This is a genomic window from Campylobacter sp. BCW_6877 (assembly GCF_001762445.1).
GTDB classification, from domain to species: Bacteria; Campylobacterota; Campylobacteria; order Campylobacterales; family Campylobacteraceae; genus Campylobacter_D; species Campylobacter_D jejuni.
Genome location: NZ_MJWW01000031.1, coordinates 110,180 through 129,859 on the forward strand (window position 1 = coordinate 110,180; position 19,680 = coordinate 129,859).

23 protein-coding genes and 1 pseudogene are annotated in these 19,680 nt (G+C 30.3%); 18 read left to right on the plus strand and 6 right to left on the minus strand.

Features of this window, described 5'->3' with window-relative positions:
• Position 1: 1 nt before the first annotated feature.
• Both pth and AJ936_RS02875 read right to left on the minus strand, forming a co-directional pair.
• Positions 2–547: an aminoacyl-tRNA hydrolase gene (gene pth / locus AJ936_RS02870; RefSeq protein WP_002861093.1), complete on the minus strand. Its 546-nt coding sequence runs from the start codon at positions 545–547 to the stop codon at positions 2–4.
• Positions 544–1,080: a 50S ribosomal protein L25/general stress protein Ctc gene (locus tag AJ936_RS02875; RefSeq protein ID WP_002880509.1), complete on the minus strand. Its 537-nt coding sequence runs from the start codon at positions 1,078–1,080 to the stop codon at positions 544–546. The genes pth and AJ936_RS02875 overlap by 4 nt, the downstream gene beginning before the upstream one ends.
• Positions 1,081–1,213: 133 nt before the next feature.
• Here AJ936_RS02875 and AJ936_RS02880 point away from each other — a divergent pair, with 133 nt between their 5' ends.
• Genes AJ936_RS02880 through AJ936_RS02890 form a run of 3 tightly spaced genes read left to right on the plus strand, consistent with a single transcriptional unit; the run spans position 1,214 to position 2,484 of the window.
• Positions 1,214–1,552, plus strand: coding sequence for a multidrug efflux SMR transporter (locus AJ936_RS02880; protein ID WP_002880510.1), 339 nt, complete (start codon positions 1,214–1,216; stop codon positions 1,550–1,552).
• 2 nt (positions 1,553–1,554) lie between these two features.
• A complete protein-coding gene (locus AJ936_RS02885) occupies positions 1,555–1,869 on the plus strand; it encodes a multidrug efflux SMR transporter (protein WP_002857436.1) in 315 nt (104 codons plus the stop codon).
• A 9-nt stretch (positions 1,870–1,878) separates the two neighbouring features.
• Positions 1,879–2,484 carry a dethiobiotin synthase gene (locus AJ936_RS02890; RefSeq protein WP_070274043.1) on the plus strand — a complete coding sequence of 202 codons (606 nt, stop codon included), beginning with the start codon at positions 1,879–1,881 and terminating at the stop codon, positions 2,482–2,484.
• Here AJ936_RS02890 and AJ936_RS02895 read toward each other — a convergent pair.
• A complete protein-coding gene (locus AJ936_RS02895) occupies positions 2,471–3,754 on the minus strand; it encodes an adenosylmethionine--8-amino-7-oxononanoate transaminase (protein WP_002880514.1) in 1,284 nt (427 codons plus the stop codon). The genes AJ936_RS02890 and AJ936_RS02895 overlap by 14 nt on opposite strands.
• Positions 3,755–3,821: 67 nt before the next feature.
• Here AJ936_RS02895 and AJ936_RS02900 point away from each other — a divergent pair, with 67 nt between their 5' ends.
• The 7 genes from AJ936_RS02900 to AJ936_RS02930 are packed head-to-tail and all read left to right on the plus strand — an operon-like array spanning position 3,822 to position 8,998.
• Positions 3,822–4,964, plus strand: coding sequence for a pyridoxal phosphate-dependent aminotransferase family protein (locus AJ936_RS02900; protein ID WP_070210123.1), 1,143 nt, complete (start codon positions 3,822–3,824; stop codon positions 4,962–4,964).
• Positions 4,961–5,572, plus strand: coding sequence for a pimeloyl-ACP methyl esterase BioG family protein (locus tag AJ936_RS02905; RefSeq protein WP_002880516.1), 612 nt, complete (start codon positions 4,961–4,963; stop codon positions 5,570–5,572). The genes AJ936_RS02900 and AJ936_RS02905 overlap by 4 nt, the downstream gene beginning before the upstream one ends.
• Complete coding sequence (bioC, locus tag AJ936_RS02910; RefSeq protein ID WP_002880517.1) at positions 5,569–6,255, plus strand: malonyl-ACP O-methyltransferase BioC; 687 nt, start codon at positions 5,569–5,571, stop codon at positions 6,253–6,255. The genes AJ936_RS02905 and bioC overlap by 4 nt, the downstream gene beginning before the upstream one ends.
• 50 nt (positions 6,256–6,305) lie before the next feature.
• Complete coding sequence (gene modA / locus AJ936_RS02915; protein WP_070210122.1) at positions 6,306–7,055, plus strand: molybdate ABC transporter substrate-binding protein; 750 nt, start codon at positions 6,306–6,308, stop codon at positions 7,053–7,055.
• Positions 7,052–7,453 (plus strand): molybdopterin-binding protein, encoded by a 402-nt coding sequence (locus tag AJ936_RS02920; protein WP_070210121.1) that lies wholly within the window; start codon positions 7,052–7,054, stop codon positions 7,451–7,453. Before modA ends, AJ936_RS02920 begins: the two co-directional genes overlap by 4 nt.
• Positions 7,446–8,120 carry a molybdate ABC transporter permease subunit gene (gene modB / locus AJ936_RS02925; protein WP_070210120.1) on the plus strand — a complete coding sequence of 225 codons (675 nt, stop codon included), beginning with the start codon at positions 7,446–7,448 and terminating at the stop codon, positions 8,118–8,120. The genes AJ936_RS02920 and modB overlap by 8 nt, the downstream gene beginning before the upstream one ends.
• A complete protein-coding gene (locus AJ936_RS02930; RefSeq protein WP_070210119.1) occupies positions 8,117–8,998 on the plus strand; it encodes a sulfate/molybdate ABC transporter ATP-binding protein in 882 nt (293 codons plus the stop codon). The genes modB and AJ936_RS02930 overlap by 4 nt, the downstream gene beginning before the upstream one ends.
• Here the strand turns inward: AJ936_RS02930 and blaOXA are convergent.
• From blaOXA to surE, 3 genes and pseudogenes are all read right to left on the minus strand, one after another.
• A pseudogene (blaOXA, locus tag AJ936_RS02935) lies at positions 8,954–9,726 on the minus strand (OXA-184 family class D beta-lactamase). The gene AJ936_RS02930 and the pseudogene blaOXA sit on opposite strands and share 45 nt — an antisense overlap.
• The gene (locus AJ936_RS02940) at positions 9,723–10,388 is read right to left on the minus strand and encodes a ThiF family adenylyltransferase (RefSeq protein ID WP_079396828.1); all 666 of its coding nucleotides are present in this window, start codon (positions 10,386–10,388) and stop codon (positions 9,723–9,725) included. Before AJ936_RS02940 ends, blaOXA begins: the two are co-directional and overlap by 4 nt.
• Positions 10,378–11,154: a 5'/3'-nucleotidase SurE gene (gene surE, locus AJ936_RS02945; RefSeq protein WP_044780369.1), complete on the minus strand. Its 777-nt coding sequence runs from the start codon at positions 11,152–11,154 to the stop codon at positions 10,378–10,380. The genes AJ936_RS02940 and surE overlap by 11 nt, the downstream gene beginning before the upstream one ends.
• A gap of 479 nt (positions 11,155–11,633) precedes the next feature.
• Here surE and AJ936_RS02950 point away from each other — a divergent pair, with 479 nt between their 5' ends.
• The 8 genes from AJ936_RS02950 (at position 11,634) to AJ936_RS02985 (ending at position 19,679) form a co-directional block, all read left to right on the plus strand.
• Positions 11,634–12,434: a cytolethal distending toxin subunit A/C gene (locus AJ936_RS02950; protein ID WP_070210117.1), complete on the plus strand. Its 801-nt coding sequence runs from the start codon at positions 11,634–11,636 to the stop codon at positions 12,432–12,434.
• A 17-nt stretch (positions 12,435–12,451) separates the two neighbouring features.
• Positions 12,452–13,258 carry a cytolethal distending toxin subunit B family protein gene (locus AJ936_RS02955; RefSeq protein WP_044780366.1) on the plus strand — a complete coding sequence of 269 codons (807 nt, stop codon included), beginning with the start codon at positions 12,452–12,454 and terminating at the stop codon, positions 13,256–13,258.
• A 13-nt stretch (positions 13,259–13,271) separates the two neighbouring features.
• Positions 13,272–13,844: a cytolethal distending toxin subunit A gene (locus AJ936_RS02960; protein ID WP_002861073.1), complete on the plus strand. Its 573-nt coding sequence runs from the start codon at positions 13,272–13,274 to the stop codon at positions 13,842–13,844.
• A 213-nt stretch (positions 13,845–14,057) separates the two neighbouring features.
• Positions 14,058–15,152, plus strand: coding sequence for a lipid-A-disaccharide synthase (gene lpxB, locus AJ936_RS02965; RefSeq protein WP_070248615.1), 1,095 nt, complete (start codon positions 14,058–14,060; stop codon positions 15,150–15,152).
• An 11-nt stretch (positions 15,153–15,163) separates the two neighbouring features.
• Complete coding sequence (gene greA / locus AJ936_RS02970; RefSeq protein ID WP_002851733.1) at positions 15,164–15,649, plus strand: transcription elongation factor GreA; 486 nt, start codon at positions 15,164–15,166, stop codon at positions 15,647–15,649.
• Between the two features lie 9 nt (positions 15,650–15,658).
• On the plus strand, positions 15,659–16,417 hold the full coding sequence (locus AJ936_RS02975) for a UDP-2,3-diacylglucosamine diphosphatase (RefSeq protein ID WP_350223072.1): 759 nt from the start codon (positions 15,659–15,661) through the stop codon (positions 16,415–16,417).
• Positions 16,410–17,366 carry a chemotaxis protein gene (locus tag AJ936_RS02980; RefSeq protein WP_002934096.1) on the plus strand — a complete coding sequence of 319 codons (957 nt, stop codon included), beginning with the start codon at positions 16,410–16,412 and terminating at the stop codon, positions 17,364–17,366. The genes AJ936_RS02975 and AJ936_RS02980 overlap by 8 nt, the downstream gene beginning before the upstream one ends.
• Before the next feature lie 3 nt (positions 17,367–17,369).
• On the plus strand, positions 17,370–19,679 hold the full coding sequence (locus AJ936_RS02985) for a chemotaxis protein CheW (RefSeq protein WP_070248617.1): 2,310 nt from the start codon (positions 17,370–17,372) through the stop codon (positions 19,677–19,679).
• Position 19,680: the final 1 nt, after the last annotated feature.

The following is a 19,680-nucleotide window of genomic DNA, read 5'->3' on the forward strand; positions in this document are numbered from 1 at the left end:
CTTAAGCCTTTAGGCTGTATTTGGATGATATAGCAGACAAATCATCATTTTCAATAAGCTCAAGCAAAGCTTTTTTTGTATGCTCTAAAACTTTGCTTAAGGTTATTTCTTCTTCGGGTTTAAATTTACCTAAAACATGAGAAATCACATTTTCACCCTTTCCCACTCCTATACGCACTCTTTCATAATCATTTCCACATAAAGTATCTATGCTTTTAAGTCCATTATGTCCACCACTTGAACCGCCTTTTTTAAAGCGCAAGGATCCTAAATTTATATCTATATCATCATGGATAACTATCATTCTTTCGCATTTATAAAAATCATTCACTGCTTTTACACTAAGTCCTGAATTATTCATATAAGTGCTAGGTTTAAGAAGAAGTAAAGAAGAACCTATTTTAAAAAGTTCTCCTTTAAATTTAGAGTTTGTAAGATTTGTAAAATTGCTTTCTTTTAAAAGCAAGTCAATTAGCATAAAACCGACATTATGACGGGTATTTTCATACTCTACGCCTATATTGCCAAGCCCTACGACTAAAATCATCTAGCTTTTTCTACGCCTACAACCGCTACTCTATCAGCATCAATTATAGTTACTCCTGCAGGAACTACAATATCACGAACAAGTAAAGCATCACCCACATCAAGTTTACTTACATCAAGTTCGAAGAAATTTGGTAAATTTTCAGCTGCACATTTTACTTTTAATCTTCTTTTTGATTGGATTAAAACACCTTTATTTTTAAGACCTATAGCTGTTCCTGTGATTTTAACTGGAACCATGTATTTAGAAATCACACCTTTTTGTGCAACTTTTAAATCCACATGTTTAAGTTCTGCAGTTACAGGATCTTTTTGATAATCCACAACTACAACGCTTAAAGTTTGAGAACCTACTTTTACATCAAAAATTAAAGTAGTTTTTTTACGAACTTCTTTAATAAACTCATTTACTTTAAAAGCGGCATTGATATTTTCTAATCCTTTTCCATAGATGTTTGCGATTAGATAACCATCTCTTTTTAAAGCTTTAGCAGCTTTTCTACCGATACTCTCTCTAACGATACCTTCTAACATCTTTTGTCCTTTCTTAAAAAATGAGCTTTGATTATATCTAATTTTGGCTTATGGAAAAGTAAATTTATAGCTTCTTTTAATTTCTTTAAGATATAATTTGTTTTACAAATATTATGTTAATTTAAGGCTTCATGTGAATGAAAAATTCAATATCAATATAGCTTGGTTTTTAATAATCTTAGGTGGGATTATAGAATGCTTTTGGGTAAGCGGACTTAAATATTCTACAGAAATTTGGCATTATATTTTAACAGCCATTGGAGTTTGTATTTCTTTTACTTGTTTTTTAAAAGCTTGTGAAAGACTTGAAGTAAGCATTACTTATAGTGTTTTTGTAGGCATTGGCACTATAGGAGTGGTTTTAAATGAAATGTTTATTTTTAACGAGGCTGTTTCTGTAATTAAACTTGTGCTTATAGCGATTTTACTTTTAAGCATTATAGCCCTTAAACGGGTAAGCAAGGAAGCTTAGTTATGGAATGGTTTTATTTGTTTTTAGCTACTGCTTGTGAAATTTTTGGTGTGGTAATCATGAAAGAACTTGTAAGCACTAAAAACAAGCTTTACCTTTTGGCTTTGATAGTGTGTTTTGGATTTTCTTTTACTTTTTTAAGTTTAAGTATGCAAAATATCGCTATGAGTGTTGCTTATGCTATATGGACAGGAGCTGGAACCGCTGGTGGGGTAATGATAGGAGTGCTTTTTTATAAAGAAAGTAAAAGTTTTTTAAAACTTTTTTTAATCACTGTGATTATTGCTTGTACAGTGGGTTTAAAATTTCTTTCTTAAGGATTTTTTGTGCAAATTTATGTAAGTGGAATACATACTGATGTAGGAAAAACACATTTTAGTGCAGCTTTTTGTGCGAATTTTAACTATGATTATTTTAAACTCATTCAAGCAGGAACTCCAACAGATAGCGAGTTTATTGCAAAATTTAGCCCAAAAACAAAGGTTTTTAAAGAAGGTATTTTTTTGCAAACTCCAGCTTCTCCTCATCTTGGAAAAATCAAAGAAAAGCTTGATTATAAAGCTCGAGATATCATTTTACCAAAAAGTAAGAACCTACTTATTGAGCTTGCGGGTGGGCTTTTTTCTCCTATGGATGAAAATTACACTATGATTGATTTTATGAATATTTTTAAACACCCTACGATTTTAGTAGCAAAATACTATCTTGGAAGTATTAATCATATCTTGCTTAGCATTGAAGCTTTAAAGCAAAGAAATATCAATCTTTTAGCCCTTATAATGATGGGCAAAAAAGATACCTTGCAAGATGATTTTATAAAAAATTATGCAAAAATTCCTATAATCAATCTTGATTTTTTTGATGAAAATAGTATTTTAAATAAAGATTTTAAGGAACAAATGCAAGAAATTTTACAACTTAAAATTCCTTAAAAATCTGCTCTAAACTTTCCACCACATAAACGATTTGTTCTTTTGTGATGATGTAAGGAGGCATAAAATATATAGTGTTTGCTAAAGGTCTTAAAAGCAAGCCTTTTTCTAAGGCTTTTTGAAATACAAAAAGTCCCACGCGTTCGTGTTTATGGCTTAAAATGTCAAAAGCACTAATCATTCCGCAAGTTCTAAAATTTCCTAAAAAATCAAATTTTTTAAGTTTTGAAAATTCTTGCTGGATAAAGGTACTTAAAATTTGATTTTTTTCTAAAATATTTTCATTTTCAAAGATATCTAAAACCGCATTAGCTGCTGCACAAGCTAAGGTATTTCCCGTATAGCTATGAGAATGTAAAAAAGCCTTTTGGCTTTCATAAGTATCATAAAAAGCATTATAAATTTCATCTCTTGTAAGCACTACAGAAAGTGGCATAAATCCACCCGTTATCCCTTTTGAAAGGCAGATAAAATCAGGGCTTTGTTTGCATTGATGTAAGGCAAACAAAGTTCCTGTGCGTCCAAAGCCTACTGCAATTTCATCAAAAATCACTTGCACATTAAAAGCATGACAAAGCTTGATCGCTTCATCGATAAAGCTAGCTTCATACATATGCATATTTCCTGCACATTGCACCAAGGGTTCAAGTATAAAAGCACAAATTTCACTTGCATTTTTTTCTAAAATATCTTTTAAAATTTCAAGCTCTTTAGTATAGTCTTTACCTTGTGGCACAGGAGTGCTTAAACACTCTAAAAGCAAGGCTTTGTAAGTATCTTTATAAAGTGCAATATCACCCACACTTAAAGCCCCTAAGGTTTCGCCATGATAGGAATTGCTTAGGGATAAAAATTTATTTTTTTTCAAACCTTTATTTAAATGATAATGAAAACTCATTTTAAGTGCTACTTCAATGGCGCTTGAGCCATTATCTGCATAAAAACATTTATTAAAATCACGCCCCACTTTTTCACAAAGTCTAGCCGAAAGTTTGATGATAGGCTCATGTGTAAAACCTGCTAAAATCACATGTTCAAGCTCATTAACTTGTTTTTTAATGGCATTTGCGATTTTTTCATTACAATGACCAAAAAGATTTACCCACCAAGAACTCACACAATCCATATAAGCTTTATCATCAAAATCATAAAGCCACACGCCTTTTGCTGTTTTTATAGGGATTAAAGGTAGGGTTTCGTGATCTTTCATTTGTGTGCAAGGGTGCCAAATGTGTTTTAAATCGAGATTTTTTAAGATTTGATTTTGCATTATAACTTCTTTTTTAAAAATATTTTGGCAAAATAATACTTTAAATTTTTAAATTTACAGGAAAAAAATGAAGCTTGAAAAAATTTTGCAAGATCTAGAGCAAAATCACAATCTAAGAACTCTAACGCCTTTAAAACATGAAAATAAATTTGTTTATAAGCAAGATCAAAAACTTTTAAATTTAGCAGGAAATGATTATCTTTATTTGGCGTCTTCTAAAGAGTTAAAAGCTGAGTTTTTAAATACCTTAAAAGAGCAAGATTTGTTTTTTTCAAGTTCGAGTTCAAGAAGTTTGAGTGGAAATTTTGAAATTTATGAAGAATTAGAAAGTTTTTTAAAGACTAAATTTAAAGATAAGGAAATTTTACATTTTAATAGTGGTTATCATCTAAATATCTCTTGTATAGCAGCACTTTCTAGCGTTTCTAAGACGCTTTTTTTAACCGATAAATTTATTCATGCAAGTATGATTGATGGTTTAAGACTTGGCGGAGCTGATTTTTTTCGTTTTCATCATAAAGATATGAATCATTTAGAGAGTTTAATCCAAAAACATTATGAAAATTATGAAAATATCATCGTTTTAAGCGAAGCTTTGTTTAGTATGGATGGAGATTTTAGCGATTTTAAAACTTTGTGTGAGCTTAAAAAACATTATGATAAAATTAAGCTTTATATAGATGAAGCACACAGCGTGGGTTGTTTTGATAAAGAGGGTTTGGGGCTTGTTAAAAAACTAGCCTTAGAAAATGAAGTGGATTTTTTGGTTTTTACCTTTGGAAAAGCCCTTGCTTCCATAGGTGCTTGTATGATATGTGATGAAAAATATAAAAAATTTTTCATCAACAAAGCTAGAGCTTTTATTTATTCTACAGCCTTGCCACCTATTAATGTAGCTTGGACACAATTTATTTTTAAAAAAATACCTTGTTTTAAGAAAGAAAGAGAAAAATTAGAACTTTTAAGCACTTTTTTTAAAAGTAAATTGCAAGAAAAAAATCACACTGTTTTAGGCGATGCTTATATCATTTGCTTACTTTTAGGTGAAAATAAAAAAGCCTTAGAAATTTCACAAAAACTCCAAAAAGCTGGATTTTTTGCTCCTGCGATCAAAGAACCTACCGTGCCAAAGAATAAAGCCAGAATTCGTTTTTCCTTACATGCAGGACTTAACACAGAAGAACTTGAAAGGATAATAGAGCTTTTATGAAATATGAATTTTTATGTAAAAATCCTGATTCAAAAAAACTTATAGTGATATTTGGAGGATTTGCTTCACATCCTAGTCATTTTTCGCATTTAAAAAGCAATAAAAATGTGATTTTATTTTATGATTATGAAAATTTTGATTTAAATTTTGATTTCAAAGCTTTTGATGAACTTTTTTTAATCGCTTTTTCTATGGGGGTTTGCGTAGCAAATAGACTTTTAAAAGAGCTTAATTTTAAACAAAAAATAGCCATAAATGGCACAAATTTAGGTATAGATAAATCAAAAGGAATTCATCCTACAATTTTTAAAAAAACCCTGCAAAATTTTAAATTAGAAAATTTCAAAGAAGTTTTATTTGAAGAACACAAAAGCTTAGTCAAAGATTTTATTTTTAAAGATGAAAAAGCTTTAAAAATAGAACTTGAAAAACTTTTTGACTTTGCTTTAACAAAACAAGAAGAAAATTTGCTTTGGGATAAGGTTTATTCAAGTAAAGAAGATAAAATTTTTCCACCAAATACTTTAAAAAATGCTTTTTCAAAACTTATTTTTTTAGATGAACCGCATTTTGCTTTTTTTGATTTTAAAACTTGGGATGAAATTTGAATTTTTTAAAAGCAAAAGATTATGAAAAACATGCAAAAGTGCAAGATTTTATGGGTTTAAAACTTTGTGAAATTTTAAAAGATTTAAAAATTTCACATTTTGAAAAAGTGTTTGAATTTGGTTGTGGTAGAGGTGAATTTAGCAAAAAACTTCAAAATTTCATTACTTTTAATGAGTATTTAAGAAACGATATTTTAGATTTTAAAGAAAATTCTAATATTTTAATTTTTAATATGAATGAAATTGCAAAACAGGATTTAAGTAAAGAGAAATTTGATCTTATTGTTTCAAATGCAACTTTGCAATGGCTTGATTTAAAACGCATTATACCAAGTCTTAGGGATATGCTGAATCAAAATGGGATTTTACTTCTTTCTACTTTTGCAAAACAAAATTTAAAAGAAATCAAACAAAGCACGGGTTTTGGTTTAAATTATTTTAGCTTAAATGAATTAGAGCAAATTTTTAAAATCTATTTTGATGAAGTAAAAATCACTCAAGAACTCATAAAATTAAGTTTTAATAATGCTTTAGATGTTTTTAGACATTTAAAATTTAGCGGTGTAAATTCTTTAGGATTTTATCCTTTAAATAAAGGTTTTTTAAAAGAATTTGAAGAAAAATTTCAAAACAAACTCACTTATCATCCTGTATTTATTTTATGCAAAAATGATATAAAATGAATTTTTTGTGTTATAATCCAAAAATTAAATTTTTACACAAGGAAAACTAAATGAAAAAGTTTATAGTATTTTTTGGGATTTTGTTTTTTACCTTACATCTAAATGCACAAAATTTAAGCATTTTTGTAGCTTCTTCAGCTTCAAAGGCAATGAGTGAAGTTAAAGATGAGTTTTTGAAAACACATCCAGAAGATAAAATAGAATTGGTTTTTGGTGCTTCTGGAAAATATTATGAGCTTTTAAAACAAGGAAGAGAATTTGATCTCTTTTTTTCAGCGGATACTAAATATGCTAAGGCTATTTATGATGATAAAAATGCCTTAATAAAGCCAAAAGTTTATGTTTTAGGAGTTTTGGCTTTGTATAGTTTGGATGAAAATTTACTCCAAGGAGGTGTTGAAAATTTAAAAGAAAAGGCAGGTAAAATCACGCATCTAAGCATAGCCAATCCTAAAGTAGCTCCTTATGGAGTAGCGGCTAAAGAAGTGCTTGAAAATTTGGATTTAAATGAGCTTTTTAAGGATAAAATCGTTTTAGGTGAAAATATCTCAGTGCCTGTTTTACATGTAGATAGTAAAAATGCAGATATAGCTATAGTGGCTTATTCTTTAGTTTCTCCTATTAATCATCCTAAAGGTAAAACAAGTATTATTAATCCAAAGTATTTTAGCCCTTTAGAGCAAAGTTATGTCATCACAAAATATGCTAAGAATAAAAAATTAGCCTTTGAATTTAGCGAATTTATTGGCTCTTTAAAAGCAAAAGAGATTTTTAAAAAATACGGATTTAGCACACCATGAACCTTATAAAAGGACAAATTTGTGAGCTTTTAAATCAAGAGGATATAGTTATTGTTAAAATACTTTCTAAAGAAGTGATTTTTAGTGTTTTAATGCTTGAATTAAAATCTTTAGAAAATTTAAAAATTGGTGCGAGTGTAGAACTTCTTTTTAAAGAGCATGAGCTTTGTTTTAGCACAAGTAAAACTCTTTTAAGTGTTGAAAATTCTTTTTTAGCTAAAATTACAAAAATTAAAAAAGGCGAACTTTTGTATCAGATATTTTTTGATTTTAAAGATAACGAGCTTTCTAGTATCATCACCAAAGAAAAAGCTTTAGAACTTGAACTTTGTGAAAATCAAGAATGGCTTTGTTTTGTAAAAGCAAATGATATTGTATTAAGGAGTCATAATGCTTAATCCAGCTTTTTTACAAACCCTTTATCTTACTTTTAAACTTGCTTTTATCACGACTTTTATTCTTTTTTTTATTGGTGTATTTTTAGCTTATTTGTTAAGTTTTGTGCGTTTTCCTTTTAAAACAATCCTTCAAAGCTTTATTTCTTTGCCTTTGATTTTACCTCCTAGTGTTTTGGGATTTTATTTGCTTGTAACTTTTTCGGCTAATAGTTTTTTAGGGCAAGTTTTAAAAGAATATTTTAATCTTTCTTTGGTTTTTAGTTTTGAAGGTCTTGTTTTTGCTTCTTTAATTTTTTCTTTGCCTTTTATGGTAAATCCTTTGCAAAGTGCCTTTTCATCGATCAATCCAAATTTGCTCGATGCTTCTTATAGTTTAGGTAAAGGTAAAATTTATACTCTTTTTAGAGTGATTTTACCTAATTCTAAAGCAGGAATTTTTAGTGCTTGTGCGATGAGTTTTGCCCATACTGTGGGTGAATTTGGAGTCGTGATGATGATAGGAGGACATAAACAAGGTGAAACTTTAGTAGCTAGTATAGCTATTTATGATGAACTTGAAATCTTAAACTATAGCTTGGCACATCAATATGCTTTTATATTGTTTATTTTTTCTTTTTTAGTGCTTTTTAGTCTTTATTTTGTCAATAAAAAAATGAGTTTTCAATGATAAAAATTAATATCAATCATCCTATGAATACTGCCAAAGGAAGACTGGATTTAAATTTTAAAAAAGATATAGAATCAGGAAAAATTACCGCACTTTTTGGCGAAAGCGGAGCAGGAAAAACCACTCTTTTAAAAATCATAGCAGGACTTATAGAGCCTAAATTGGGGCGTATAGAAGTAGATAATGAACTTTGGTTTGATTCTTCAAAAAATTTTAGTTTAGCTTTGCAAAAAAGAAAAATCGGTTTTGTTTTTCAAGATTATGCGCTTTTTCCAAATATGAATGTAAAAGAAAATATCGCCTATGCCACTAGTTCTAAGACAAAGATTAGTGAGCTTTTAGCCTTAATGGGTCTTGAAAATTTGGCTAAAATTTATCCTAAACATTTAAGCGGAGGACAAGCACAAAGAGTGGCCTTAGCAAGAGCTTTAGCAAGGGAACCAAAAATTTTGCTTTTAGACGAGCCTTTGAGTGCTTTGGATTTTAAAATGCGTGCCAATTTACAAGATGAATTGGCTAAAATTTTAGAATATTTTAAGATAAGCACTTTATTAGTCAGTCACGATCTAACTGAAATTTATAAGTTAAGTCATAGAATTTTAGAACTTAAAAATGGAAAAATCATTAAGGATTTTCCTAAAAATGAATTTTTTACTCATTCAAGTATTAGTGCAAAATTGCGTTTGAGTGCAACTTTGCTAGAAATTAAAAAAAGTGATATTTTAGTGGTTTTAACCTTGCTTTTAAATCAAGATATTATTAAAATCACTCTTAGTGAAGAGGAATTTTTAAAAGCTTATCAAGATATAAAAATAGGCGATACTCTCATACTTTCAGTAAAAGCTTTTAATCCTATTATTGTTGGAAAAATTAGCTAAATACTTATTTAATAATTTTCCCTTATTTTAATATTTTTAATGTCCTTTATATCAACATTTAAAGCAAAAGATAAAATTTTGTTTTCAGTCTTTACAAATCCAACAATCCAAGCTAAATTGATATTATCATTAAAACCTGTTTTAGCATAAATTTTTTGGATTTTATCTTCCTTAAAAAGAATAATTTCTTTAACTTCTTCTTGAATTTTTTTAGAAAAAGGTAAAGAATTTTGCGAAAATTTAAAAAGTAAATCAGCTTGATTTTTTGCAGAAATTTGTAAAGAATTATCTAGCCAAAAAGTATCGATTTTTGAAATTTTTGCATTTCCATAAGAAAGTTTATTTAAGCTTTCTTGCATGGTTTTAAGTCCTATTTTTCTTGCCAATTCTTTAAAAGCAGGCACTTGAGAGCGTTTTATAGCTGAGCTTAAACTAGCATCTTGTTTCCAAGAGGGCAAAAATACTTTTTCGCCCTTATAATGATAAAAAATTTCCTTTGTATCTCTAACTACACCATTATCAAGCGCAATTAAAGCATTAAAAATTTTAAAAGTTGAAGCAGGAGAAAAGGCTTGTTTAGCTCTTTGAAAATCATTACTTGCATAATTTTTTCCATCAAAGACTATAAAAGTCCCACTTGTATTATAATCTTTAAAAAAATTACCAAGTATTTTATCCTCTCCAATGGCTATATTCAAAAACAATATAAATACAATAAAATTTCTCATTGCTCTTTATATTTTGATAAGACTTTTCTCATTGCTAAACTTGCTAAAGCCAAACCAAAAGAAGCTGTTACACCCATAAAAGAACCCAAATCTTTACAATGTGCTTCTTCATCAGAAAATACCACATCAAAATTTCCCTTAAAACCTGATTTTCTAAGCTCATAACGGAATTTTTTAGCTAAAGCATCGCCGTGAGTTTTAAAAATACTTGTAGTTTTAATGCGTGTTGGATCAAGCTTTCTAGCTCCACCTGTTGAAGAGATAAAAATTTGTTTTTTAAAATCTATAAGATGAGCCAAAGCTACTTTTACAGGGATATCATCAATGGCATCTATGATAAGATCAAACTCGCTTAAATCAAAATTTTCTAAAAAATCTTCATCGATTTTGCTGACTATACCTTTAGCCTTGTAAATTCTTTCAAATACTTTAGCTTTTTCTTCGCCTATATTTTCGCTATGAATTTGGCGATTTTGATTGGTGATTTCAAATTTATCCGCATCGATTAAAGTAAGGTTTTTAAAACCGCTACGATAAAGTGCATCAACGCAAATTCCACCCACTCCACCAAGTCCGCAAACCAGAACTTTTGTTTGTGAAATTTTTTGAAATTTTTCTTCTCCAACTAGCCATTTTATACGTGTAAATCTATCATTCATCATTTGCCTTTAACCATTTTTTAACTTTTTTCATTTTTTCATAAGCTGTAAGATCCAGCATTATAGGGGTTATTGTAGCGTAGCCTTTTTTAAGTAAGACAATATCGCTATTTTTCTCATCTTCAAAGTCTAAATTCGCTGCTGCAAGCCAATAATACTCAACTCCTCTCGGATTGACATTTGAGTGGGCTTCAAAATTATAAACCCTTTTGCCTGCTTTACAAATTTTAATGCCTTTGATTTTTGATTTTGCAGGAAAATTGATATTTAAAAATTCTTTTTTTTCCAAAGGAAAACCTTTATCAAAAATATTTTGAATGATTTTTTTGGTAATTTTTAAAGCATTTTTATAGTCTAGTTCTTTTTCGCTTTTTTTATAAAATTGAGAAAGAGCGATAGCAGGAATTCCTTGTAAAACCGCCTCCATAGCTCCTGCACAAGTTCCTGAGTAGGTAATATCTTCACCTACGTTTGCTCCTTTGTTAATCCCACTGATTACAAGATCAGGCAAGCGTGTTTTATAAAGTGCGTGAAGCGCAAGATAAATACAATCTGCTGGAGTGCCATCATCAAGCTTGTAAAATCTTTTTCCTACTTTAACAAAACGCAAAGGTTTGGTTAGGGTTATGGAGTGTGAACAAGCTGATTTTTCACTAGCAGGAGCTACTATGGTGATCTTGGCTTTAAATTCTTTTTTTAACATCTTAATGAGTTTTTTAAGTCCTTCGCTTTCATAGCCATCGTCATTAGTGATAAGAATTTCTTTCATTGCTTTTCCTTATTGGATATTTTAACATAAAAAGCTTTAAGAATAAACACAAACAAAGCTATATAGAAATGTTCTTTATAATTAATTCGTTTATTCTCAACTCAATAAAGCAATTCACAATTAACTTAAAATCAACTTAATTTTTATTATTTAGTCCAATCTACACTTTAAAATCACGATTTTAATCGTAACTCTTCTAATGTTCAAATATTTTAAATTCCATACTCATTTATATTTTTATTCTTAAAAACTTAAAATTCCATAGTTTAAATTTTAATAATAAAAAAACTTTTTTTATTATTAAAATTAACTTTCATTTTGATATTAATATATTTTTTTATAACTATAATTTTTCCAAAAAATTAAAATTTTATTCTTTTATAGAAGACAATTATTTAATCTTAAATTATAATTTTTTATACATTTTTAAAATTATATTATTATACTTATCGATATCTTAATTCACTCAAGGAGAAAAAATGCAAAAATTTCATTCTATGATAGTATTAAGCTTATTATTGATATTTTTTATCGGATGCTCTTCTAAAGAGCTTAATCCTCTGGGACGATCTTATGGTGATTTACATGATAGCGATCCGCTTAAAATAGGAAAAACACCTACAATACCAGCCAAACAAGAAACTCCTGCTTTAGTTGATGGTTCAGATTTGATACCAAAAGATGTTCCTTTAGAACCACCTGTAATAAAAACAAATACTTTTAAAGGTAATGATTTTATTAAAGGACCTTCGCCTAGAACGCAATCAAACGGAGAATTTAACAATGTTCCTGTATATGAAAACAGAGGATATTTTAGTGATTACATAACCATAATGGGTCCATCAGGAGCAGCTTTAACTGTATGGGCTTTAAGACCAGGAAATTGGATATGGGGTTATACATTATATTCAAGCAGACCTTTTGGCGATGCAAATGTATGGCAGCTTATAGAATTTCCTCAAAATAAAGTTATGATTAAAAATGTCAAAACACTCACATGTCTAAATGCTTATGGCGAAGGGATCGTCCATTACCCTTGCGATCAAAGTAATTACGCTCAATTTTGGACCCTTCTTCCTATGGACAACGGTGCATATCAAATTCAAAATTTAGCGACCAAGCAATGTATTCAAACGCCGATACATGATGTTATGAAAGAATTTAATTTAAGCTATTATAAAATATTTCTCACCGAATGTGTAAAATCAGGAGAAAAAAATTTAGATAGACAGTGGTACATAGCACCTCCTACCTATACCGCTCGAAATCCTTATAGATAATTCAATTGGAGTTGAATATGAAAAAAATATTATTGATTATTTTAAGTATCAATTTGAGTTTTGCTTCTTTAGAAGATTATAATGTTGGAACATGGAATTTGCAAGGTTCTTCAGCATCAACAGAAAGTAAATGGAATATTAGCATTAGACAACTTGTTACAGGAAGCAACCCTATGGATGTTTTAGCCGTCCAAGAAGCAGGAGTTTTACCGTCTACCGCAACGATGACTCAAAGACAAGTCCAACCTGTTGGTGTGGGTATTCCTATTCATGAATACGAATGGAATTTGGGAACTTCATCGCGTCCTAATTCAGTATTTATATATTATTCAAGAATTGATGTAGGAGCAAATAGAGTTAATATGGCAATAGTAAGTAGAAGACAAGCGGATGAAGTAATTGTTTTACCTCCTCCAACCGTTGCTTCAAGACCTATCATAGGAATCCGTATTTGCAATGATGTATTTTTTAACGCACATGCTTTAGCAAGAGGTGGAAATGATGCAGGAGCTATAGTTACTGCTGTTGATATGCATTTTAGAAATATGCCTCTGATTAATTGGATGATCTTGGGAGATTTTAATAGAGATCCAAATTCATTAATGTCTTTATTAGATCAAGGATTAAGAAACCGAGTACATTTTGTTTCTCCTGCATCTTATACTCAAGCAAGTGGTGGTGTTCTTGATTACGCTGTTACAGGAAATTCTGATACAACCAGAAGATATACTCCCCCAGCTATACTAGCTATACTAGCTGCTGCTGGACTTAGAACATTTTTAGCTTCAGATCATTTTCCTGTGAATTTTAGAAAATTTTTTTAATATAAGGTGTTGTATGAAAAAAATTGTTATTTTAATATTGGTTTTATTAAGCTTATCTAAATCTATCGAAGAACCTGGCGATTTATCTGATTTTACACCAATGTTTACTATTAGATCCTTACAGACAGGAATTAGTTTAAGCCCTTTTAGAGAGACTTCAGAAGATTTAAAAGACCAAAATTGGATCTTAAGAGAAATTATACTTAGCGATGAATTAAAACAAAAAGATGAATTAGGGGAATTGTTACGCTTTGGTTATGTGCAATTTGTAAATCCAAACGATGATGATATTTGTTTGGCGATACTAGAAAGTGGTTTTTTTGGAGGGAAATCATGCAAACAAGATTTAAAAGATGGAAAGTTAGAAACTATATTTTCTATTATGCCAACAACTAGCTCAGCAGTTCAAATAAGATCTTTAGTTGAAGGTGGAAGAGAATGTATAAAAATATTTTACAACCCAAATGTTCCAATAGAAAAACGTTTTGGTATACAACCATGTACTTTAGATTCAGCTTTATTTTTAGATTTAAATGAATTAATGTTTTTTACCCCAGCTATTATAGAAGCAACCCCTATTTATTAATTACTTGCAAGCAAGCTAAAATAAAAGCTTGCGAGTAATTAAAATATTTAATAAATCGATGCAATATATGTTTATAAATATTAAGAAAATTTTCAGAAAATACTACTGGAGAAAATAAACCTTCATATACACTTTTAGCGTATATTCTTGCATAACTTCTTTTAATTAAGCCAAAATAAGATAAAATGTTTAAAATATTGATAAGGAAATTTTTTGAAAACCTTTTTAGTTTGTGCTTTAGAGCCTTCAGCAAATTTGCATTTAAAAGAAGTTTTAAAAGCTTATAAAAAAGATTTTGGCGAATTTGAAATTCATGGGATTTATGATGAGAGCTTATGCAAAGAATTTGATCTAAATTCTAAGCCACTTTATAGCTCACATGAATTTAGTGCTATGGGTTTTATAGAAGTTTTACCTTTGATTTTTAAAGCAAAAAAAGCTATAAAAGAGCTTGTAAATTTAAGTTTTACTCAAAAAATAGATGGGATTTTATGTATAGATTCGCCCGCTTTTAACATACCTTTTTCTAAAGCTTTAAAAAAAGCAGGCAGTAAAATTCCGCGCATTTATTATATTTTACCTCAAGTTTGGGCATGGAAAAAAAGTCGCATACCTATCATAGAAAGTCATTTTGATATTTTAGCTTCTATTTTGCCTTTTGATAATCAGTTTTTTAACAAAAGCACTTATGTAGGCCATCCTCTTTTAGATGAGATAAAAGAATTTAAAAATAAAGAAGACATTAATCTTACATTTTCAAAAAAAGATGATGAAAAAACTATAGCCTTTTTACCAGGTTCAAGGCGTAGTGAAATTAAGCGTTTAATGCCTATTTTTAAGGAACTCTCGCAAAAATTTAAGGGTGAAAAAATTCTTTGCGTTCCCCCATTTAATCTTGAAAAATTAGAAATTTATAGTGATATTAGCGAATTTAAAATAGAAAGCCATACTCCAAAAGTACTTAAAAAAGCTGATTTTGCCTTTATTTGTAGCGGAACGGCTACTTTAGAAGCAGCTTTAGTGGGAACTCCTTTTATCCTTACTTACAAAGCAAAAGCGATTGATATTTTTATCGCAAAACTTTTTGTAAAATTAAAACATATAGGACTTGCAAATATTTTTTGTGATTTTGCTGGAAAAGAAGCTTTAAATCCCGAATTTTTACAAGATGAAGTCAATGTTTTAAATTTATATGAAGCTTATAATAAATATGATTATAAGGCATTTTTTGCTAAAGTTGATTTTTTAAAAGAGTATTTAAATTTTGGAAGTGCTAAAAATTTAGCAAAAATCCTAAGCGAAATATAAAAGGATAAATCATGCAAAAAGAACCAATGAGTCAATTTGGCTATGATAAATTAGCCGCAGAATTAAAAGATTTGAAAGATAATCAACGTCCCGCTGTTGTAATAGAAATCGATACAGCAAGAAGTCATGGGGATTTAAAAGAAAATGCGGAATACCATGCTGCAAGAGAAAAACAAGCTTTAATTGAAAGTCGTATAGCAGAGCTTAGTGACTTGCTAGCAAGAGCTCAAGTGATCGATCCTTCAAGCTATGAACATGATAGTGTGAAATTTGGCTCAAGTGTTGTGATCATGGATTTGGATACAGAAAAAGAAAGCAAATATACTCTAGTAGGAATTTGCGAAGGAGATTTAGATAAGGGTTATATTTCCATCGCATCTCCAATAGCAAAAGCTATGCTTGGGAAAAAAGAAGGAGATGATTTTAAAGTGCGTTTGCCAAAAGGTGAGAGTGAATTTGAAATCCTTTCTATAAATTATGAGCCTTTGAAATTTTAAGGATAAAAAATTTTACTACAAAATGGAGCGATTTTAATCGCGGATGCTCATGAAAATGAACAGAGAAAGGGATTTTGGGAATTTTTACAAACCTTAAAAAAAGGTAAAATTTCCACCCCTCAACTCATACTTATGGGTGATATTTTTGATTTACTTATAGGTGAAATCTCTGCTACACATGAATTTGCTAAACCTTACATAGAACTTTTAGAAGAATTGGCCTTAAAGATTGAAATTATCTACTTAGAAGGCAATCATGATTTTAATCTTTCTTGTTTTTTTAAAAGGGTAAAAATTTTTAACTTACAAAAGCAACCCATAAAGCTTAGTTTGCATACAAGTAAAGGTAATAATCTTGTTTTAAATAACGCTTTTATAAAATTAGCTCACGGAGATATTTTTTTACCACCTCTTTTACAATTTACTCTTAAAATATTAAGAAATCATTATTTGCTTATATTTTTGAATTTTTTAAATATTATTACTTGTAATTTTATTTCAAATAAAATTCTTCAAAATCAAAACAAAAAAAACCTTTTTTATCAAATAAAAGATTTTGAAAATTTAGCAAAAAAAAGATATGAAAGATATGAAAATTTAGGATTTTGGGTATGTGAAGGACACTATCATCAAAATCATCAAATCAACAAAGAAAACATTAAATATCTTAACTTAGCTAGTTTTGCATATGAGAGAAGTTTTTTTGTAGTAGAATATCAACAAGAAATCAAATTTCGAGAACAGAAATTGAGGGGTCAAAATGTTTGATGAAAATATCGTGAAAACGGGTTCAAATGAAATGGAGCTTGTCGATTTCCGTATCTTTAAGCAAGGACACGATAAAGTCTATGAAGGAATTTATGGTGTAAATGTTTCTAAGGTAAGGGAAATTATAAAAATCCCAAGCCTTACAGAACTTCCAGGTGTACCTGATTACATCGAAGGTATCTTTGATCTTCGTGGAGTGGTTATACCTGTAGTCAATCTTGCCAAATGGATGCAAATCACTGAGCCAGAAAGCGCTATGCTAAAACCTAGAGTTATTATCACTGAATTTAGCAATATTCTTATTGGTTTTATAGTTCACGAAGCAAAAAGAATTCGTAGAATAAACTGGAAGGATATAGAACCAGCAACTTTTTCTACAGGATCAGGTGCTTTAGATAAAGGTAAAATCACAGGTGTAACACGCATTGAAAATGATGAAGTGTTGCTAATTTTAGATCTTGAAAGTGTTGTTGAAGATTTAGGAATTTACGCTCCAAAAACAGATATAGATTTTGGAAAAATAGAAAAATTTACTGGAACAGCACTTATACTTGATGACAGCATGACTGCTAGAAAACGCGTCAAAGAAATGATGCAACAGATGGGCTTTCAAGTTGTTGAAGCTAAAGACGGCGTAGAGGGCATAAACAAATTAGAAGAATTAAGCCAAGTTTATGGTGAAAGTTTAAATGATACTTTAAAAATTATAGTAAGCGATGTCGAAATGCCACAAATGGATGGTTTCCACTTTGCTGCACGCATTAAAGAAGATCCAAGATTTAAAGATATTCCTATAGTCTTTAACTCGTCTTTATCAAATGAATTTATGAATGAGAAAGGTGTTCAAGAAGCTGGTGGAGAAGGCTATCTTGTCAAATTTAACGCTAGCGATTTCTTCAATGAAATTGCAAAGGTTATTAAAAAACATCAATCTCAAGAACAGGGGTAAAATATGGAAGATATGCAAGAAATACTTGAAGACTTTTTGGTTGAAGCTTTTGAGCTTGTTGAGCAAATCGACCATGATTTAGTAGAGCTTGAATCAAATCCAGAAGACTTAGAATTATTAAATAGAATTTTCCGTGTTGCGCATACGGTTAAAGGATCATCAAGTTTCTTAAATTTTGATGTTTTAACAAAGTTAACTCACCACATGGAAGATGTTTTAAACAAAGCAAGACATGGCGAGTTAAAAATAACTCCAGATATCATGGATGTAGTTTTAGAGTCTATTGATAGAATGAAAACTCTGCTTAATTCTATTCGCGATAATGGCAACGATACTGCTATTGGTATGGACATAGAACCAATTTGCGCAAGATTAACAGCTATTTCAGAGGGAGAGTCTCCTGTTGCGGCAACAGATTTAAATGAAAAATCTACTCCACAAGCAGAACCAGAAGTACCAAAACAAGAAACAACTACTCCTGAACCTGAAGTAGATGTTAATCAATTAAGTGATTCTGAAGTTGAAGCTGAAATAGAAAGACTTTTAAAAGTTAGAAAAGCTGAAGATCAAGCTCGTCGTGCACAAAAGAAACAAACAACAAATGCAACACCTAAACCGACTAACAATACAGCAAATAAACCTGCAGAAAGTGGAGAGAAAAAGGTTCCTGCTTCAGGTAGCAATGCTAGCAGCATGGATCAAACCATACGCGTGGAAGTAAAAAGATTAGATCACTTAATGAATCTAATTGGGGAGCTTGTTTTAGGCAAAAACCGTTTGCTTAAAATTTATGATGATGTTGAAGAGCGTTATGAAGGAGAAAAATTCCTTGAAGAGCTTAATCAAGTCGTAAGTCAGCTAAGCATCATTACAACCGATGTTCAACTTGCTGTAATGAAAACAAGAATGCAGCCTATAGCAAAAGTTTTCAATAAATTTCCAAGAGTTGTTCGTGATTTGAGTCGTGAATTAGGAAAGCAAATAGAACTTGAAATTACAGGTGAAGAAACTGAACTTGATAAATCTATCGTAGAGGAAATTGGCGATCCTATCATGCATATGATTAGAAATTCATGTGACCATGGTGTTGAGGATCCAGCAACTCGTGCAGCGAATGGAAAACCTGAAAAAGGCATAGTTCAACTTAAAGCTTATAATGAAGGCAATCACATCGTTGTAGAAATTACAGATGATGGTAAAGGACTTGATCCAAATGGCTTAAAAGCAAAAGCTATAGAGAAAAATTTGATTACCGAAAGAGAAGCAGATCAAATGACAGACAAAGAAGCTTTTGCTTTGATTTTCAAACCTGGTTTTTCAACTGCGGCTAAAGTAACAAATGTTTCAGGTCGTGGCGTAGGAATGGATGTTGTTAAAACCAACATCGAAAAACTAAATGGGGTAATTGAAATTGATAGTGAGTTAGGTAAAGGAAGTTCGTTTAAGCTTAAAATTCCTCTTACCTTGGCAATCATTCAATCTTTACTTGTAGGAACTCAAGAGGAATTCTATGCAATTCCACTTGCAAGCGTTCTTGAAACAGTTAGAGTGCCAATTGATGATATCTATACTATCGAAGGTAAAAATGTATTACGCTTAAGAGATGAAGTGCTTTCTCTTGTGAGACTTTCAGATGTATTTGGAGTTAAACAAGTCCTTGAAAGCGGCGATCAAACTTATGTCGTTGTTATAGGGGTAGCAGAAAGCAAGCTTGGTATTATAGTAGATACTCTTGTAGGACAAGAAGAGATAGTTATTAAATCTATGGGTGATTATTTACAAAATATCCAAGGTATAGCAGGAGCTACAATCCGTGGCGATGGTAGAGTGACATTAATCATTGATGTAGGTGCTATGATGGATATGGCCAAAGAAATTAAAGTTGATATTAAAGCGCAATTAGAATCAAGTGCGAAAAAACCTAAAGAACAACCAAGTGATTATAAAGTCTTAATTGTAGATGATTCTAAAATGGATAGAACTTTAATGCAAAAAGCTTTAGAACCGCTAGGAGTTAGTTTAGTTGAAGCAACAAATGGTGTTGAAGCATTGAATATTATAAAATCTGGCGAACATGATATTGATGCAATGCTTATAGATATCGAAATGCCAAGAATGGATGGATACACCTTAGCTGGTGAAATTAGAAAGTATTCTAAATATCGTAACTTACCACTCATTGCAGTTACTTCAAGAACAAGTAAAACTGACCGCTTAAGAGGTGTTGAAGTGGGTATGACTGAATATATCACTAAACCTTATTCTCCAGAATACTTGGAAAATGTGGTTAGAAAAAATTTGAAACTAGGATAAG

Coding starts and splice junctions, on each gene's coding strand:
- pth (WP_002861093.1), bottom strand. CDS start 547: ATGATTTTAGTCGTAGGGCTTGGCAATATAGGCGTAGAGTATGAAAAT.
- AJ936_RS02875 (WP_002880509.1), bottom strand. CDS start 1,080: ATGTTAGAAGGTATCGTTAGAGAGAGTATCGGTAGAAAAGCTGCTAAA.
- AJ936_RS02885 (WP_002857436.1), top strand. CDS start 1,555: ATGGAATGGTTTTATTTGTTTTTAGCTACTGCTTGTGAAATTTTTGGT.
- AJ936_RS02895 (WP_002880514.1), bottom strand. CDS start 3,754: ATGCAAAATCAAATCTTAAAAAATCTCGATTTAAAACACATTTGGCAC.
- AJ936_RS02900 (WP_070210123.1), top strand. CDS start 3,822: ATGAAGCTTGAAAAAATTTTGCAAGATCTAGAGCAAAATCACAATCTA.
- AJ936_RS02905 (WP_002880516.1), top strand. CDS start 4,961: ATGAAATATGAATTTTTATGTAAAAATCCTGATTCAAAAAAACTTATA.
- modA (WP_070210122.1), top strand. CDS start 6,306: ATGAAAAAGTTTATAGTATTTTTTGGGATTTTGTTTTTTACCTTACAT.
- AJ936_RS02920 (WP_070210121.1), top strand. CDS start 7,052: ATGAACCTTATAAAAGGACAAATTTGTGAGCTTTTAAATCAAGAGGAT.
- modB (WP_070210120.1), top strand. CDS start 7,446: ATGCTTAATCCAGCTTTTTTACAAACCCTTTATCTTACTTTTAAACTT.
- AJ936_RS02930 (WP_070210119.1), top strand. CDS start 8,117: ATGATAAAAATTAATATCAATCATCCTATGAATACTGCCAAAGGAAGA.
- AJ936_RS02940 (WP_079396828.1), bottom strand. CDS start 10,388: ATGATGAATGATAGATTTACACGTATAAAATGGCTAGTTGGAGAAGAA.
- surE (WP_044780369.1), bottom strand. CDS start 11,154: ATGAAAGAAATTCTTATCACTAATGACGATGGCTATGAAAGCGAAGGA.
- AJ936_RS02950 (WP_070210117.1), top strand. CDS start 11,634: ATGCAAAAATTTCATTCTATGATAGTATTAAGCTTATTATTGATATTT.
- AJ936_RS02955 (WP_044780366.1), top strand. CDS start 12,452: ATGAAAAAAATATTATTGATTATTTTAAGTATCAATTTGAGTTTTGCT.
- AJ936_RS02960 (WP_002861073.1), top strand. CDS start 13,272: ATGAAAAAAATTGTTATTTTAATATTGGTTTTATTAAGCTTATCTAAA.
- greA (WP_002851733.1), top strand. CDS start 15,164: ATGCAAAAAGAACCAATGAGTCAATTTGGCTATGATAAATTAGCCGCA.
- AJ936_RS02980 (WP_002934096.1), top strand. CDS start 16,410: ATGTTTGATGAAAATATCGTGAAAACGGGTTCAAATGAAATGGAGCTT.
- AJ936_RS02985 (WP_070248617.1), top strand. CDS start 17,370: ATGGAAGATATGCAAGAAATACTTGAAGACTTTTTGGTTGAAGCTTTT.